Source organism: Verrucomicrobiia bacterium, assembly GCA_036405135.1.
Classification (GTDB): domain Bacteria; phylum Verrucomicrobiota; class Verrucomicrobiia; order Limisphaerales; family JAEYXS01; genus JAEYXS01.
This window is the reverse complement of the sequence record DASWYF010000002.1, coordinates 1-14,940: the sequence shown is the minus strand read 5'-3', so window position 1 is coordinate 14,940 and position 14,940 is coordinate 1. Positions and strand designations below refer to the sequence as shown.

At 55.9% G+C, this 14,940-nt stretch carries 18 protein-coding genes and 1 pseudogene; 10 read left to right on the top strand and 9 right to left on the bottom strand.

Annotation, left to right across the window (positions count from 1 at the left end):
* Window positions 1–108: 108 nt before the first annotated feature.
* Genes VGH19_00110 through VGH19_00100 form a run of 3 tightly spaced genes read left to right on the top strand, consistent with a single transcriptional unit; the run spans window position 109 to window position 1,943 of the window.
* Window positions 109–459: a nucleotide pyrophosphohydrolase gene (locus VGH19_00110; GenBank protein HEY1169743.1), complete on the top strand. Its 351-nt coding sequence runs from the start codon at window positions 109–111 to the stop codon at window positions 457–459.
* Window positions 456–1,523 (top strand): 16S rRNA (cytosine(1402)-N(4))-methyltransferase RsmH, encoded by a 1,068-nt coding sequence (rsmH, locus tag VGH19_00105; GenBank protein ID HEY1169742.1) that lies wholly within the window; start codon window positions 456–458, stop codon window positions 1,521–1,523. Before VGH19_00110 ends, rsmH begins: the two co-directional genes overlap by 4 nt.
* Before the next feature lie 48 nt (window positions 1,524–1,571).
* Window positions 1,572–1,943 carry a hypothetical protein gene (locus tag VGH19_00100; protein ID HEY1169741.1) on the top strand — a complete coding sequence of 124 codons (372 nt, stop codon included), beginning with the start codon at window positions 1,572–1,574 and terminating at the stop codon, window positions 1,941–1,943.
* On the opposite strand, the gene VGH19_00095 is transcribed toward VGH19_00100, so the two are convergent.
* Window positions 1,937–2,725 carry a hypothetical protein gene (locus VGH19_00095; GenBank protein HEY1169740.1) on the bottom strand — a complete coding sequence of 263 codons (789 nt, stop codon included), beginning with the start codon at window positions 2,723–2,725 and terminating at the stop codon, window positions 1,937–1,939. The two genes, VGH19_00100 and VGH19_00095, sit on opposite strands and share 7 nt — an antisense overlap.
* A 30-nt stretch (window positions 2,726–2,755) precedes the next feature.
* Between VGH19_00095 and VGH19_00090 the strand changes: the two genes are divergently transcribed.
* The 4 genes from VGH19_00090 (at window position 2,756) to def (ending at window position 6,823) form a co-directional block, all read left to right on the top strand.
* Window positions 2,756–4,024, top strand: a complete 1,269-nt coding sequence (locus VGH19_00090; protein HEY1169739.1) for a class I adenylate-forming enzyme family protein — start codon at window positions 2,756–2,758, stop codon at window positions 4,022–4,024.
* A 66-nt stretch (window positions 4,025–4,090) separates the two neighbouring features.
* Window positions 4,091–5,068: a ParB/RepB/Spo0J family partition protein gene (locus tag VGH19_00085; GenBank protein ID HEY1169738.1), complete on the top strand. Its 978-nt coding sequence runs from the start codon at window positions 4,091–4,093 to the stop codon at window positions 5,066–5,068.
* Window positions 5,069–5,110: 42 nt separating this feature from the next.
* The gene (locus tag VGH19_00080; GenBank protein ID HEY1169737.1) at window positions 5,111–6,238 is read left to right on the top strand and encodes a hypothetical protein; all 1,128 of its coding nucleotides are present in this window, start codon (window positions 5,111–5,113) and stop codon (window positions 6,236–6,238) included.
* An 18-nt stretch (window positions 6,239–6,256) separates the two neighbouring features.
* Window positions 6,257–6,823, top strand: a complete 567-nt coding sequence (gene def / locus VGH19_00075; protein ID HEY1169736.1) for a peptide deformylase — start codon at window positions 6,257–6,259, stop codon at window positions 6,821–6,823.
* Window positions 6,824–6,892: 69 nt separating this feature from the next.
* Here the strand turns inward: def and VGH19_00070 are convergent, their stop codons facing one another.
* The 4 genes and pseudogenes from VGH19_00070 to VGH19_00055 all read right to left on the bottom strand — a co-directional run bounded on the left by VGH19_00070 (window position 6,893) and on the right by VGH19_00055 (window position 9,530).
* A complete protein-coding gene (locus VGH19_00070; GenBank protein HEY1169735.1) occupies window positions 6,893–7,630 on the bottom strand; it encodes an isoprenyl transferase in 738 nt (245 codons plus the stop codon).
* A gap of 158 nt (window positions 7,631–7,788) precedes the next feature.
* A complete protein-coding gene (locus VGH19_00065) occupies window positions 7,789–9,057 on the bottom strand; it encodes an adenylosuccinate synthase (protein ID HEY1169734.1) in 1,269 nt (422 codons plus the stop codon).
* 186 nt (window positions 9,058–9,243) lie between these two features.
* Window positions 9,244–9,373 (bottom strand): annotated as a pseudogene (locus VGH19_00060) (ISAs1 family transposase).
* Window positions 9,339–9,530, bottom strand: coding sequence for a hypothetical protein (locus VGH19_00055; GenBank protein HEY1169733.1), 192 nt, complete (start codon window positions 9,528–9,530; stop codon window positions 9,339–9,341). Before VGH19_00055 ends, VGH19_00060 begins: the two are co-directional and overlap by 35 nt.
* Window positions 9,531–9,551: 21 nt before the next feature.
* Between VGH19_00055 and VGH19_00050 the strand changes: the two genes are divergently transcribed.
* The 3 genes from VGH19_00050 to ndhC all read left to right on the top strand — a co-directional run bounded on the left by VGH19_00050 (window position 9,552) and on the right by ndhC (window position 11,121).
* Window positions 9,552–9,887, top strand: coding sequence for a hypothetical protein (locus VGH19_00050; protein HEY1169732.1), 336 nt, complete (start codon window positions 9,552–9,554; stop codon window positions 9,885–9,887).
* A 95-nt stretch (window positions 9,888–9,982) separates the two neighbouring features.
* Window positions 9,983–10,681, top strand: a complete 699-nt coding sequence (locus tag VGH19_00045) for a hypothetical protein (GenBank protein HEY1169731.1) — start codon at window positions 9,983–9,985, stop codon at window positions 10,679–10,681.
* 53 nt (window positions 10,682–10,734) lie between these two features.
* The gene (gene ndhC / locus VGH19_00040; protein ID HEY1169730.1) at window positions 10,735–11,121 is read left to right on the top strand and encodes an NADH-quinone oxidoreductase subunit A; all 387 of its coding nucleotides are present in this window, start codon (window positions 10,735–10,737) and stop codon (window positions 11,119–11,121) included.
* 326 nt (window positions 11,122–11,447) lie between these two features.
* On the opposite strand, the gene VGH19_00035 is transcribed toward ndhC, so the two are convergent.
* The 4 genes from VGH19_00035 to VGH19_00020 all read right to left on the bottom strand — a co-directional run bounded on the left by VGH19_00035 (window position 11,448) and on the right by VGH19_00020 (window position 14,611).
* Complete coding sequence (locus VGH19_00035; protein ID HEY1169729.1) at window positions 11,448–11,618, bottom strand: hypothetical protein; 171 nt, start codon at window positions 11,616–11,618, stop codon at window positions 11,448–11,450.
* Between the two features lie 18 nt (window positions 11,619–11,636).
* A complete protein-coding gene (locus VGH19_00030; GenBank protein ID HEY1169728.1) occupies window positions 11,637–12,401 on the bottom strand; it encodes a hypothetical protein in 765 nt (254 codons plus the stop codon).
* A 111-nt stretch (window positions 12,402–12,512) separates the two neighbouring features.
* Window positions 12,513–13,574, bottom strand: coding sequence for a sialidase family protein (locus VGH19_00025; GenBank protein ID HEY1169727.1), 1,062 nt, complete (start codon window positions 13,572–13,574; stop codon window positions 12,513–12,515).
* Window positions 13,575–13,651: 77 nt separating this feature from the next.
* Window positions 13,652–14,611 carry a hypothetical protein gene (locus VGH19_00020; GenBank protein ID HEY1169726.1) on the bottom strand — a complete coding sequence of 320 codons (960 nt, stop codon included), beginning with the start codon at window positions 14,609–14,611 and terminating at the stop codon, window positions 13,652–13,654.
* Between the last annotated feature and the right edge of the window lie 329 nt (window positions 14,612–14,940).

Below are 14,940 nucleotides of genomic sequence, written 5' to 3'. Positions count from 1 at the left end.
CTCAATGACACTTTGCGCACCTTCCTTCGTCATTCGGATTTCGTCATTGGTCATTCCCGCAAATGAGGCTCGCTCCGTTTACGACTTTGCTTCAGAGTCGCGGGCGTTATGTCCGATTCCATTCAGGAGATCACGGCGGAGATACGGGCCTTCCGCGATGCACGCGATTGGAAGCAATTCCACTCCCCGAAAGATTTGGCGGTAGCCATCACGGCTGAAGCCGGTGAATTGCTGCAGCACTTCGTGTGGCAATCTCCCGAGCAATCCGAGCGACGCGCAGTGGAGCGCAAGGACGAGATTTCCCAGGAGATGGCTGATGTCGCCATTCTTCTCTTCGAGATGGCCGATGATATTGGTGTGGATCTCGCCCAAGCAATGCGTGCCAAGATCGCCCGCAATGAACAGCGTTATCCTTTGGAGAAAGCGCGCGGTTCCAACAAGAAATACAACGAACTGTGAGCGACGTTCCCCCGCCCTCTCCCACTCCTGCGCCAGATGAGACGCCGAAAGTGCATAAGCGGCGCGTGCGTTATTCCGGCAAGAATCCGCGTCGGTTTGAAGACAAGTATAAGGAGCACAATCCGGAGAAGTATGGCGAGACCATCGCGAAGGTGATGGCTTCGGGCAAAACTCCGGCAGGCATGCACCGCCCCATCATGGTGAATGAGATACTCGAAGTGCTCGCGCCAAAGCCGGGAAACGTCGCGGTGGATTGCACGCTTGGCTATGGCGGTCATACAAGAGAGATATTAGCACGTATCCAACCTGGTGGCCATTTACTTGGGCTAGACGCAGACCCCATTGAGTTGCCCAAGACGGAAGAACGCTTGAGGGCTTTAGGCTTTGGGCCAGAAACGTTCACGGCACATCGCAGCAACTATGCTGGTTTGCCTCAAGTGCTGGCGTCACAAAACCTCACGGGCGTCGATGTCATTCTGGCCGACTTGGGCGTTTCCTCCATGCAACTCGATGACCCTACGCGTGGATTTTCCGTGAAAAATGATGGCCCGCTGGATATGCGGATGAATCCATTACGTGGCCAGTCGGCAGCTTCGTATCTGGAAAAGATTTCGGTGGAGAAGCTAAAAGGGGTTTTGGAAGAAAATTCGGATGAGCCTTACGCAGATACGCTGTCTCAGGCTTTGGCAGGAAAGAAATTTGTTACGACTCAGTCTCTCGCCAAAGCCATCCGCGCCGCGATGATTCGTATTCCCCAAAGCGAACATGATTTGAGCATCCGACGAACTTTTCAGGCGTTGCGAATCGCAGTGAATGATGAGTTTTCTGCGCTGGATACACTGCTTCGTAACTTGCCTAATTGCCTGAATCCGGGTGGTCGGGTCGCAATTCTAACCTTTCATTCGGGTGAAGATCGCCGCGTGAAGAAGACGTTTGAGGCCGGATTGCTAAGCGGTTTGTATTCAGAGATCGCTCAAGATGTGCTGCGCCCATCCAAAGAAGAGCAATATGAAAACTCGCGCTCAAAGTCCGCGAAACTGCGCTGGGCAGTTCGTGCCAGTTGATTTTGCGCTTGCCGAGGCGATTATCCTCTCTTCAACCTCCGTACGCATTTGAATACGAACACCGAACCAGTGAAACCCGCCGATCCATTATGGCTGCGCGTTGTTAAGCGCGTGGTCATCGTGGCCATCGTGGCAACAACGTTCACACTGGTGCTGGATACATCCTCGGAAAGCGCCACGAGCGAAAAACCTGCCGGTTTTCTGAAAGGGGTTTTGCACGGAGCCATGATGCCGGGAGCCATGCCTCATCTTTTACTCGGTCATGATGTAACCATCTACGCGCCCATCAATACCGGGCGCACCTACAAGTTGGGTTACACAGCGGGCGTGAATGGTTGCGGTGCCATCTTTTTCGGCGTGATCTTTTGGCGCTTCAACAAATGGCGGAAGCAGCGGAAAGATAAAGAGCCGCCTCAGTAGTTCCAACGGTGGAACACTTCGTAAACGTCCAGTTCTCCCCCTTCGTAATAATTCGTCTCGGGAAAATTAAACTGCTTGGTCGTTGAGTTGTAGCGGATCACCACAGGAGCTTTCGGATTGTTGGAATCGTAGGCGGTGAAATCCATGCCTTCCGCTGTCTTCACATAATCGTAAATCACCACCGCATGATTGATCTTCAACTTCGGGAATGTGACCACATGCGCTACAGCGATGCCATTCATGCGAACGCTTTCCGTGAGCTTCTGCGCGTTCTTTTCGCGCTGTGAGCCATTGAGCGGCATGATCATCCGCCAGTGACCACGTTGAGTATAGCTAAGCCAGGCAGGACCGCATTCTGCTTTTAACATCGCCTCATGATCGCGGCTGAAAGATTTCAGATCGGCATAGCCGGGAATCAATACGCGCTCCAGCCCTGGGCCCTTGCGTGGATCACTGTTGCGGATGCGCTGGACCAGCGTGCGATACTCTTCATCCGATACCTTCAAATACTGCGGCTTGAATTCCGCATGCACAAAAAATTGTTTGGCAGCGCGGGCCACAACAAAGCAGTGATGCGTGTATTCCGGCACCGGGTCTTGCTTCGAGTGCAGGAATTCGCCCGAGTCCTTATCGCGGTAATAGACCCATACAAGTTCGTTCGGATAAGAAAAGGTGTCGCGGGCAAAATCAAATTTGCGTCCATTAAGGACCACGGGCTGACGACTGGCGCAACCGGAGAGCAATCCCACTACCAGCAAACTGAACAATAATCTGAACATCATGCTTGCCGTGGAAAGTAATGCTGCTTCAGCATGACCGCAATGCTGTATGAACGGTGGCAAGAAGTAGCGCAGACACACGCCCACAAGCTGGCCTTGAGCGAGTCTTGGTCCGGACGCTCATGGACCTTTACCGAATTGGCTGCGGCGGTTAAGGAGCTTCCCACCAGTCAAGATGCCGTGTGCTTCCCTTCTGGCCGCGCTCACACATTCATTCTGGATGTCTTGCGCGCATGGCGGGATGGAAAGATTTGCTGCCCATTGGAAGAAACCCAGCCCTCGCCCACCATTCCCGATCTGCCAGCAAGTTGCATGCACCTGAAACTGACCTCTGGCAGCACTGGGCAGCCACGGCTCATTGCGTTCACGGGCGCACAGTTGGCGGCAGATGCGAGGAATATCGTCTCTACGATGGGATTGAAACCCGAGTGGCCGAATCTCGGAGTCATCTCACTTGCACATTCTTACGGGTTCTCGAATCTCATTTTACCCCTGCTCTTACACGGTATTCCCCTGCTCCTTGTAGATGCTCCTTTGCCCGCCATGGTCTTGGCTGCTGCGCGTAAGGCAGAACATCTGACCATCGCCGCCGTGCCCGCTCTGTGGCGCACATGGCATGAGGCGAACAGTATCCCCACAAACGTGCGCTTAGCCATCTCTGCTGGTGCGCCCCTGCCCATCGCCTTGGAAACGGATGTCTTTGCCCAAAATGGCGTGAAGATTCATAACTTCTACGGCTCCAGCGAATGCGGTGGGATCGCTTACGATCGCAATTCAACACCGCGCATTAATGCCTCTGTGGCTGGTTCGGCGATGGATAACGTCCAGTTGTCCGTGAACAGCGAAAGTCTAGAAGTGCGTGGAGAGGCGGTCGGGCTTGGTTATTTCCCGGAAGAATCCGCTCGTTTGAGCGAAGGCCGCTTCGCCACTAGCGATCTCGTGGAGATACGCAATGGCGAAGTACATCTCTTGGGGCGCGCCAGTGATGTCATCAATGTGGCCGGGCGCAAAATCTCGCCGGAAGCTATCGAGCAAGCATTGGCAAATCATCCGGCGGTGAACTGCTGCGTGGTGTTCGGTGTCCCCAGTGAAGATGTTTCCCGTGGTGAGAACATCATTGCCATGGTGCGCCTGAATGGCGAAGCCAGTGTGGAGACGTTGCGCCAACATTTGCTCATCCGGCTGGCTGCGTGGCAATTGCCTCGCGAATGGATGTTCACTGAAGAATTGACGCCCAATGTCCGTGGGAAAATGCCCCGCACGGAGTGGCGGAAACGGTGGTTGGAGCAGAAAACGCCGTGACAGGCTGGGCATAATTCCTCCACCCGAAAAATTGACAACCCCCGCCTCGTCGCCCACTCTCATCCCATGGTGAAACCAGTATTAGGACGAGGCTTAGGTGCGTTGTTAGGTGGTGCCGGTGCGGCGAAACCCGCTCCTGCCACTCCTGCTCCAGCAACCCCTTCCCCTTTTGCTGCGCCACCTGCAGTGCCTGTAGCCACTCCGGCTCCTACACCTGCTCCTGCGCCCGTCGTGGCGGGTGAAGTTGTCCGTAAAGTGCCGCTGAGCGAGGTGCATCCGTGCGCGTTTCAGCCACGTAAAGATTTTGCACCGGAAGCCATCCAAGACCTCGCGGCTTCGATCAAGGAACAAGGCATCGTCCAGCCACTGCTCGTCCGCAAGAGAGCAGATGGTTTCGAACTCATCGCCGGTGAACGTCGTTGGCGCGCGGCGCAAGTCGTTGGCTTGAGCGAAGTGCCCGTCATCGTTCGCGAAGCCACGGATGAACAATTGATCGAGCTCGCGCTCATCGAGAATCTTCAGCGCGAAAACCTGAATCCGATCGAAGAAGCGCTGGGTTACAACCAACTCCTCGGCCAGTTCGGTCTCACACAGGAACAAGTTTCCACAAAAGTCGGCAAGAGCCGTGCCGCCGTGGCAAATGCATTGCGTCTCTTGCGCCTCAGCTCCGAGACTCAAGCTTACTTGCGTCACGGCCAGATTTCCGTGGGCCACGCGAAAGTCATTCTCGGTTTGGTTCTCGAAGCCGAACAGAAGCTCGCCGCGGAACGCATCATCAAGGAAGGCCTCAGTGTCCGGGAAACCGAGACGATGATCGCTGCCATGCAAGGCAAGTCGAGCGCATCAGAAGGCGTGCGGCATAGTGCCAAGAAAGCCCCACCGAAGGATGCCCACGTGGCCGATCTCGAGCGCAAGTTGCAGGAGCGTTTCGGCACGCGCGTGGCCTTGAAATACAAGGCCGGCAAAGGCTCGGTGGAGATTCGCTTTTTCAATGACGACGATCTGGAGCGTGTGCTGCAGGTCGCCGGCATTCCGATGGACTAACATTACGGTCGCCAATTGGTGGTCGTTTGCCTAGGACCAACCATGACACCTGAAAACACACCGGAATTGCGCGCTCGTGCGGCTACCGCTCTCCGTGCCGCCGCCACTCGTGTCCCCCAACTCACCGCCTTCGTTGGTCTCGATGGCTTCGTCGATGAAATCATCGATGTGGTGGACAAGCGGCAGGACGTGAACACCTACCAGCGCATGCCCACCATCGCGAGCTTGGGCGAGCGTATCACGGAAGCCGCAGGTCGCAGCACGAATATCGAACTGGTCACACGTCGCACCAAGCTCGGCGGCAACGGTCCTATCATGGCGAATGCCCTCGCCTCTTTCGGACTTACGACCACCTACGTGGGACCGTTGGGCCATCCGAATCTGCATTCCGTTTTCAGCGAATTCGCCCAACGCGCCAAGGTCATTTCCATCGGTGAGCCCGGTCACACGGACGCTTTGGAGTTCGAGGACGGCAAGCTGATGCTCGGCAAGATGTATCCGCTTGCCGAAGTGAACTGGGAAAACCTCAATGCCCGTGCCGGTGCGGAGAATGTCAGGAATTTCATCCATCAATCCACCTTTCTCGCCTTCGTGAACTGGACCATGCTCCCCCACATGAGCGCCATCTGGGAAAGCATGCTCTCGGAGGTTGTCCCCCACGTGAGCGGTGAGCGACGCTGGATGTTTTTTGACCTCGCCGACCCCGCCAAGCGCACGCGCGAAGATCTCCTACACGCGCTCGAACTCGTTCATCAGTTCAACACGAAGTTCAAGGTCATCCTCGGCCTCAACGAGAAGGAAGCCCTTGAAGTCGGTGAAGTGTTCGGTCTACCCATGCCCGATGGTTCGCCACAAGGACTCGCCTTTCTCGCGCAACGCATCGATGAAAAAGTGGGCGTCGAAACACTCGTGATTCATCCGGTCACCTACGCGTTAGCCGTCACCGCAGGCACCGTCTCCATGGTGTCCGGACCGCGGATCAAGAAGGCACTGATCACTACGGGCGCAGGCGATCACTTCAATGCAGGCTTCTGTCTCGGCAAGCTGCTCGGCCTGGATGACGCAGCAAGTGTATTGACCGGCGTCACCACCAGCGGTTATTACGTTAAGACGGCAACCACACCCGGCATGTTGGACTTGGCCGGTATGATTGAAAATTGGCCATCTTGAACAAACGTAAGTAAAGCAATGGTTTTAGAGATCGTAAAATTTGGGCATCCGGTCCTCCGCCAAAAAGGCGCGAAGATTGAGAAGATCACCCCGCAGATCAAGCAACTCATCGACAACATGCTCGAGACGATGAAGGACGCGCATGGCGTCGGACTTGCCGCGCAGCAAATCGGTGAAGCGCTGCAACTCGCCGTCATCGATGTGCGTGGTGTTGAGGACCGTCCTTCCACTTTGGAACTTGATGGCAAACCGGCGGATGTGGATGCCTTCATGCCGCTCATCCTCATCAATCCCGAGATCAAGCCCGTGAACGCGGCCGTGAAAGGCCCCGAAGGCTGCCTAAGTTTCCCGGAGATCTACGCGGACATCGAGCGTCCTGAATCCGTAGATGTGACGGTCATGACCGAAGATGGCAAGACCAAGACCTTCCGTTGCGGCGGCCTGCTCTCCCGTGCTGTGCAGCATGAGAACGATCACTTAAACGGCGTGCTCTTCATCGACCGCATGGATCGCAACGTGAAGCAGCAGCTCAAGCCCGAGATCGACGATCTCCAAGCCGCCACGAAGAAGAAGCTGAAGAAGTAACGGATTTATTCCTCCTTCTCCCTTCGGAGGGGAGAAGGAATGAGGATGAGGGGTGCCCCCTGTTCCCTCTTAGACCTTCCCAAACCGCCGGTGTCTGCGCGCATACTCTTCGAGTGCATCGAAGAATTCTGCCTTACGGAAATCAGGCCACAGCGTGTTCGTCACCACAAATTCCGCGTAGGAAATCTGCCACAGCAAGAAGTTGCTCACGCGCATCTCGCCGCTCGTACGGATAAGCAGATCGGGATCGGGCCAGTTGCGCGTGTAGAGATGCTGAGCGATGAGGTGTTCGTTCACCTGCTCCACATCGATGTGCCCTTGCTTCACCTGCTCCGCGATACTGCGGGTGGCTTCCACGATCTCCGTGCGTCCGCCATAGCTTAACGCGAGCACAAGCGTCAGCCCGTTATTCTTCGCAAGCGCAGCTTGAGTTTTCTTCAACTGCTCTTGGACAAACTCCGGCAAGCGATAGATCTGCCCGATGACTTCCAACCGCACATTGTTGCGCGTCAGTTCGCCAATCTCATTCTTCAAGAAACGGGCGAGATACTTCATCAGCGTATCCACCTCGTCTTTGGGGCGATTCCAGTTCTCAACGGAGAAGGCGTAAAGCGTCAGATACTTCACGCCCACCTCACCGCAAGCCCGCACTACGGCGCGAACGGATTCGACACCATTACGATGCCCCTCCACGCGTGGCAGATGGCGCTCTTTCGCCCAGCGCCCGTTGCCATCCATGATGATGGCAACATGCGTCGGCAATGTCGCTTTCGCGGCTGGGCTCAGTTGCAAGGCAGCAGCACTCATTCCTAAATCATGGTAGGGCGAGACTCCGTCGAGCCCTGACTAACCTAAAGTTCTCCCGAATGCCAGTAATGACAACTCGGGAGAGCCTGACGTTCGATAACTGTTTTCCCAATCGGCAAGGGCTCGACAGAGCCTCGCCCCTACCAGATCAGGTCAGCTCACAGAATCATCGTCTGCTCGCGGGCCGGTCCCACGGACACGATCTTCAGCTTCGCACCCGTCAGTTCGGCGATGGCCTTCAGGTAATTCTGCGCGTTCTTCGGCAGATCCTTCCAGGTCTTCGCCTTCTCCGTGGAGGTCTTCCAGCCGGGGAATTCTGCGTAAACCGGTTCCACCTTTGCGAGTGTTTCCACATCGCTTGGCACGTAATCGTAGCGCTTCTTGCCCACGCGATACGCGATGCACACCTTGATCACGTCTACCGTGTCCAGACCGTCCACGTTCGTCACGGCCAGTTCATCGATGCCGTTCACGATCGTCGCGTAACGCGTCAATACCGCATCGAACCATCCGCAACGGCGCGCCCGGCCAGTCGTCGCCCCGAATTCACGGCCCATGCCATGCAAAAGATCGCTGATCTCCTGGTTCTCCGTCGGCATCGGGCCTTCGCCCACGCGCGTCGTATAAGCCTTCAACACGCCCACCACATTATCGATGCGATTCGGTCCCACACCGGAACCCGTGCAAGCACCACCAGAAGTCGTGTTGGAAGAAGTCACATACGGATACGTGCCGTGATCGATGTCCAGGAACGTCCCCTGTGCCCCCTCGAACAACACATTCGCGCCCTTGCTGATCTCCTCGTGGAGCATCACCACCGTGTTCACCACGAAAGGCCGCAGACGATCCGCCGCCTTCTCGTAATCCGCCAGCACCTTCTTGTAAGAGAGCGCTTTGACACCGTGCGCCTTGAGCACTTCGTTGTTCTCCTTGATGCGCTCCTTGAGCTTCGCGGCGAAATGTTCCTTGTCCACGAACTCATGCATGCGGATGCCCGTGCGCGCCGCCTTGTCGCAATACGTCGGGCCGATGCCCCGCTTCGTCGTGCCGATCTTCTTCTTGCCCTTGCCGGATTCGCGGAGCGCGTCGAGTTCGCGATGATACGGCAGCACCACATGCGCCGTCTCGCTGATGAAGAGCTTGCCCTTCACCTTGATGCCCAGCTTGTCCAGACCATCCAGTTCCGTCACGAGGCCGATCGGGTCCAACACCACACCGTTGCCGATGAGGCATTTCTTCTTATCACGCAAGATGCCGGAAGGCACCAGGTGCAGCACATATTTCTTGGGACCAATGTAAACGGTATGCCCGGCGTTATTGCCGCCTTGGGAGCGGACCACCACTTCCGCATTTTCCGTCAACACGTCGATGATCTTGCCTTTGCCTTCATCGCCCCACTGGGCGCCCACGAGAATAGTATTGGCCATAGTGCTCTATAAGTCTGAACAGTAAAAAGCCCCGTCGTGGTAAAACGCGGGGCTACGCTCGGTATTTACGTAGAGAAATTAGGGACCATGAAAACCAGTGTCAATGCCTGATTCCCATGAATCCAGGCAAACGCAGCAAAAGGCGAGGAGGTGCAAGAGGCTAGAGCGGTTTGCTTTGTTGCCGCGTTTGAGAAGGTTTAAGGCCAGCCGCCGCAAGGTGGCGAGGTTTTCGCCAGCATGGCCGGTGCGGGCGAGGCTGCGGTCTTCGCCGCATTGCCCGTTCAAGCATCCACTCCACGCTCCAGTGCCAGCGCAAACGGTTGGACTCCCACCGGCAGGCTGCTCAAGCAGTAACGGCGTTCCCTCGCGGGCGGCTGGTCGCCCCCCGCTGCTGCACACTTTCCTCCACCCACACACTCCGCACCCCCGCCCATTGGCAAACCATTCATGTCCACGCTCTGCCAGTAACGCATGGCCCTGGAACTAGTTGCGCTTTGAGCGCCAGCACGTACTCGGCGTCCGCATCCACCATCACGATGCATCCGGCCAGTTCCAAGGCCCGGAAAAGATCTGGCAAGGACGTGATCTTGTTGGTCTTGTCCGGCACCGCCACCTGCTCCAACACCAGCGCGTTGCTCGCCGCCCACGCGTTGACCACCACACGGGGCGATGATCCGCCGCCCAAAACCGGCCATGTCTCCGAAGGTCTCCCCGCGCAAAAGCAGGCAGCAAAGCCCGATGCCCAGCAGATCAACAGTTCATGGTCACATCGGCCCACGACCCACGGGCCGGGTATTGCCTTCAAATGTTCGAGCCAGCCCAGCCGCTGATGCTTCCTCCGTTTTTCTTTTGATGCGTCTGCCCAGGCGCTTTAGAGGCTTGCTATTTCGGCAAGAACGGCGTTCCTTAATGTTGCAAGCACGCCATGAAGAGTCCGGAACAGCCTGAGGTTTCTCCCTATTCATCCGTGCTCTCCCGCGTCCGGGAAATTCGGGCAGCTCAGCCATTGCCCGTCACTCCGAAGAGCGATTTCATCCAGTGTTTACGAGCCAGAATCCGGCAGGCCCGCATACACCTGCAACTGCCCGATACGGCAGGATTGATCGCCAACCGCAGAAAAACCCGGTCCGCACCTGATAGCGTGGCTTTGTTTCTGTGGCTTGGATTGCCCACTGTCGTCCTCATACTTTTCGCGTTCGCCATCACGCGCGCTGAGGATGCATGGCCTTCTGTTGTAACGAAAGTGCCAACTGGCGGAATACAGACGTTTAGTTATCCAGTTCCGCCGGAACAAATGGATTTGTCTGAGAGAAGCGCCATCGCCATCACAGCACAAACTCTTTCCAAGGCGGGATATGATCTTCGCGAGTGGGAGGGCGTGGAATTTGATTCTCTCAGCGAAAACTTAACTATCCGGAAAAACCGCTTTAACCGTGTCGATAACCATAGCGGGTATTGCATCTTTGAGCAAGCGCTTGACCCTCAACCGGTCCCTGTAACAGGCCAAAGCAATCAGCCGCGGGAAGGAAAGGTCCGCCGGTTGACAGTCACTTTGATGCAAAAAGATGGCATCCTAAAAGTGATCGTATCGGATTCCGTTCGCTTAAGCCCTCGCTCTAATTAGAAACGGTTTCACTTGCCAATCCCCCTTCCCGCCCCTACGTTTTCGCCCGGTTTATGGAACAGTCGCAGTTAGAGCAGTATATCCCGGTTTTGATTTTGGGCCTGATCGCCGTTGGCTTTGCCGTCGGCATGCTCGCCACCTCCTATTTCTTCGGCGTGCGCGGCAAGCGCAATCCGACCAAGGACATCCCCTATGAGTGCGGCATGTTGCCCATCGGTGAAGGCAGCAACCGGCTCTCCGTGAAGTTCTACCTCGTGGCGATGCTCTTCATCCTGTTCGATATCGAGGTCGTGTTCCTCTATCCTTGGGCGGTGGTTTACAAACAGATGCTGGTGGAGAACGCGAGCCTCATCTTCGGTTCTATGATCTCTTTCCTCGGCATCCTCTTCATCGGCTATATCTACGCCTTGAAGAAAGGCGCTTTCGACTGGAAGAGCTAAGCCTTAATCACACATTACAAAAAAAGAAGCTGCCTCACTCAGGCAGCTTTTTTGTTTCTATCGTTTCTCGTTCAAGCCACCCGGCAAGCTGGCCGTGCCTGATTTGCCCTGTGAGCCCCAAGGTTGCGCCGAACGGTTCTTGGGATCGCTGTCCGCTTTCTTTGTCAGCATCCCGCCCGCCCGATGACACTGCCGAGACAAATAATCGCCACAATCCATTGGACTGCTTCGATGAATTTCATCATGTCCCCCTCGTTTTCTGCTTTTCACTGGAAATAAAAAAGGCCGGATTTATCCGGCCTTTTTTAATGTAAATCTACTGCCGTTTAGCGGCCTTCCGTCAGCCCTACAGGCAATCCGCCTTCCCAACCTTTCGGCGCATTCCACGGACGGGCAGAACGGTTATCAGATTCCGGCGTATTGCAACCCGCTGCCACCATCATGACTCCGGCCAGCAACATTCCCGCTACAATCTTGTTCAAAGTCAGTTTCTTCATATCCGTTACTGACATCTACTATTGCACCAGAACGGTATCGCCTTCAACTGCATCTTTTTTCTTCCAAGATTGGATGATATTGACGACAGAATAGTCCGGCTCCACTGAGGAGATGCGCACCTTGCCCACCATCTCACCACCACGGGTGATGACCATCTCACCATCCACCAAGGCCCCCTGCTTGCCACCCACATTGATGATCGCGAACTCGTAGCGTGGATCGACCGAGGTAATTTTACCGGACAAGCCAGCCGGCAAACGGACTGCTGGAGCGATGAGAGAGTTTTTATCCAGCTCGCGCATCTTGTTCTTCAACCGGTTCACTTCCACTTGGAGAACTTTGTTCTCAGCGGTGAAGACGTCGCGTTCTTTGGTCAGCACTGGAACTTTGGCGTACGTAGCTTTGATATCAGACATCGGTTTGCCAAACGCGACAAACTCTGCATTGGCAGCTTTGATATCGGCAATCTCTTTGGTCTTGGCGTTCACCGTGCCCGTCAACTCGGTCACCTTGGCGTTCGCCGCTTCAGCTTCGGTGGTCTTGGTAGCCAACGACGTCTTCGTCGTCTCCAGTTCAGACTTCGTGGTGTCCAAGACCTGCTTGGTCTCGTTCAGTTCTGTTTGGACACGTCCCTTCGCGGCTTGTTCCGCGATATATTTTTGGTTGTTGTCCTTGGCCTCCTTCTCCGCCTTCTCGATGCGCGGCTTCACCATGAAGTGGCTGACAGCAATGGATCCACCGCCGGTGAGCAGTGCCAAAATCAACAAAATTTTAATGGCCATGTGATGTGTAACGGATTACGAGCGGTAGAAATAATCAGAAGCCCTTTGCCCTGTCAACGCCTGCCTCTGCATATTACTCACTTTCGCCCAAGGTTTTAGTCACCAGTCGCTTCAATATAGCATGCCCCAACCACCCTTGGCCCCAGCCCAAGCCGTCGCCAAGCCCCAAACCGGCAGGTCATCCCGTCTCTGGACCGGTCCCAACGGCTTCCCATCCGCCCCCAATTCCAGCCAGACCACCGAACCGCCCTTCTTCCAACCCGTGCCCTCGGTCCAGATCAGCAAAGCCTTGCCATCTTTAGATTGGACCGCCACCGGGTGCTTTCGTTTCACGTCCCCGGCTGGCGAATAAGTCAGGCCACCGTCCATCCGGCTGAACTTCACCTTCCCGTCTGCCTCCCAAGCCGCCCAGCCATCCCGCAACCACGCCGAACTCATCGGGCATTGGCCGATCTTCCACGCATCCCGGTTCACCACTTGAAAGGTTTTCCCCTGATCCGCCGAACGCAACCACAGAATATCCCGGTCCAACGCCGTAAATGCCGCGCGGAACAGCAGGTTCACCTCACCCTTTTCATCCACTTGGATGCGCAATCCACAACACGCACACGCCCCGCTCTTCGGCGGATTGACTTCACGTTCCGCACTAAACGTCTTTCCGTTATCCAAGGATGTCGCCAAGTAGACACCACGATCTGTCTCCTTGCCCGGCTGCGAAGATTTGCTGGCATGCCATGCCACATAGACCGCACCGCCTGGCCCCGCTGCGATCGATCCGCCGCCATCCAGCATGAACGTCTTCGTCATCAAATTGCGCTGCTGCTCGAACTTGCCCGCACTCAGCCTCGTATAGAAAAGCGGCGAACCCCCTCCCGGCACTTGCGCGGATGCCATCGTACCGTTCCACAGCACATGCACCGTCCCATCCTTGCTCACCGCCACCTGCGCTCCCCGGATCGTCCCCGTCGCCACCGCACTGGCCGCGATGCTGTTCACCTGCACCGCTGGAGAGAACTTCGCTTCACCCGCTTTGCGATACATGTATTCGATATCCTGCCCTTGCCCCTCGCCCTTCAGATAAACCACATGCACCGTGCCTGCATCATCCACCACCGATTGCGGCTGCACACACCCCTTTGGCAATCGATCGATCGCAACCGTCTCTGCAGCCATCAACGGCCCAGCAGAAGCTCCTGTTAACAGAAGCGCAAGACACAGGGCGGATGTCCGCAGCAGGTTCATGCCTTGAATTATTTCAACCCTCTCACCAATAGATTCAACTTGTCCGCCATCTCATTCTCATCCTTGCCCGCCTGATACTTCAGCAGGAACCACGTCTCCACATGTTCCACCGCCGCGTTTGGAGCCATCTTCGTCAATGCCCCCACACTCTCCACCTCCAGCATATCCCCATTCGTATACAACTCCGTATTGCAACCGAAATCCGGATACGTCGCATTCGCATCAAACGGCAGACGTTTGAAGAACAGCACATCCTTCGCCTGATATGCCGCCCAACCCGGTGAATTGCGGATGCCGATCTTCTGCGCCTTCTTGTTCTCTGGATCGCACTGAAGCTGGATGAACTTCGAGCCCCACGTCCATCGTGGATCACGCATATCCGTGTAACCCCACAACGCCATCGGCCGCGCCGGCAACAGATCCTTCGATGGCGGCTCTTGCGGGATGATCGCTTTTCCTGGACCTTGCATCACCGAGAGCGCCCAAGGTGCCGCTTCCACCGCCCACAAGTTATTGTTCTTCAAGCGATGCTTCACCTCCACCCGTGCCTCGCTCGGATGCATCGTGATCTCAATCTCCTTCTGCAATCCCGTCTTAGGCTCTGGCTTCTGGGTCAGCTTGAGCACTCCGTTCTGCCATGACACCTCCACCGGTTCATTATCCGGCTGGTAAGAACGCACCTTATCCTCCGGTGCATGCCAGAACCGATGACCTCCATAGATTCGCCATTGGTCCCCGCCTTTAGCCCCAGCCTGGTCTGGCCAGATCTTGAAGACATTGTCTCCACCCGGCACCGCTAGGCGCAGGATACGCGGCCCCACATCCGTCGTAGCCACCATCTCGATGTTCTTGTTGCTCAAACGGATGCAATTCGGCCACCCGCCGAAATTCACCTTTTCCATCGTGACATCCGCTTGCATGGTGAAAGCTACCATCAAGCCGCCCAGAATACCTGCCAATCGTTTCATTTTAGGGATAAAGTTGGGCTAGGATAAGCCCGGCCGCCTCAGAGTTCACGCCTGAAATTTAACATTTCTCCCTGATCCCTTTTGGCAACTGGCTGCTCCGAAATGACTTTCACCCACCCCAAACACCCATCTTGGCTATCCCCGAACTGGGCATAAATGCCTATATGACAAGCGAGTGAACTATAATATTTTCGGTTCTTCGCTGTTTTCAGTGGAATGGGTTCAGTGCTGGGGCAGGCGGAGTTTGCCTGCGAGGAAGTAGAGCATGGTGATGAGGTAGGTGGAGGAGCGGTAACCACGCGCTTTGCGGCGGGTGGCGCTGAAGACGC

Bases quoted from the DNA above. Each gene is read 5' to 3' on its own strand.
- VGH19_00045 (HEY1169731.1), top strand. From the start codon at position 9,983: ATGAAGAGTCCGGAACAGCCTGAGGTTTCTCCCTATTCATCCGTGCTC.
- ndhC (HEY1169730.1), top strand. From the start codon at position 10,735: ATGGAACAGTCGCAGTTAGAGCAGTATATCCCGGTTTTGATTTTGGGC.
- VGH19_00080 (HEY1169737.1), top strand. From the start codon at position 5,111: ATGACACCTGAAAACACACCGGAATTGCGCGCTCGTGCGGCTACCGCT.
- VGH19_00025 (HEY1169727.1), bottom strand. From the start codon at position 13,574: ATGGCTGCAGAGACGGTTGCGATCGATCGATTGCCAAAGGGGTGTGTG.
- VGH19_00030 (HEY1169728.1), bottom strand. From the start codon at position 12,401: ATGGCCATTAAAATTTTGTTGATTTTGGCACTGCTCACCGGCGGTGGA.
- VGH19_00110 (HEY1169743.1), top strand. From the start codon at position 109: ATGTCCGATTCCATTCAGGAGATCACGGCGGAGATACGGGCCTTCCGC.
- VGH19_00095 (HEY1169740.1), bottom strand. From the start codon at position 2,725: ATGATGTTCAGATTATTGTTCAGTTTGCTGGTAGTGGGATTGCTCTCC.
- VGH19_00090 (HEY1169739.1), top strand. From the start codon at position 2,756: ATGACCGCAATGCTGTATGAACGGTGGCAAGAAGTAGCGCAGACACAC.
- VGH19_00085 (HEY1169738.1), top strand. From the start codon at position 4,091: ATGGTGAAACCAGTATTAGGACGAGGCTTAGGTGCGTTGTTAGGTGGT.
- def (HEY1169736.1), top strand. From the start codon at position 6,257: ATGGTTTTAGAGATCGTAAAATTTGGGCATCCGGTCCTCCGCCAAAAA.
- VGH19_00065 (HEY1169734.1), bottom strand. From the start codon at position 9,057: ATGGCCAATACTATTCTCGTGGGCGCCCAGTGGGGCGATGAAGGCAAA.
- VGH19_00020 (HEY1169726.1), bottom strand. From the start codon at position 14,611: ATGAAACGATTGGCAGGTATTCTGGGCGGCTTGATGGTAGCTTTCACC.
- VGH19_00055 (HEY1169733.1), bottom strand. From the start codon at position 9,530: ATGCGTTACTGGCAGAGCGTGGACATGAATGGTTTGCCAATGGGCGGG.
- VGH19_00070 (HEY1169735.1), bottom strand. From the start codon at position 7,630: ATGAGTGCTGCTGCCTTGCAACTGAGCCCAGCCGCGAAAGCGACATTG.
- VGH19_00035 (HEY1169729.1), bottom strand. From the start codon at position 11,618: ATGAAGAAACTGACTTTGAACAAGATTGTAGCGGGAATGTTGCTGGCC.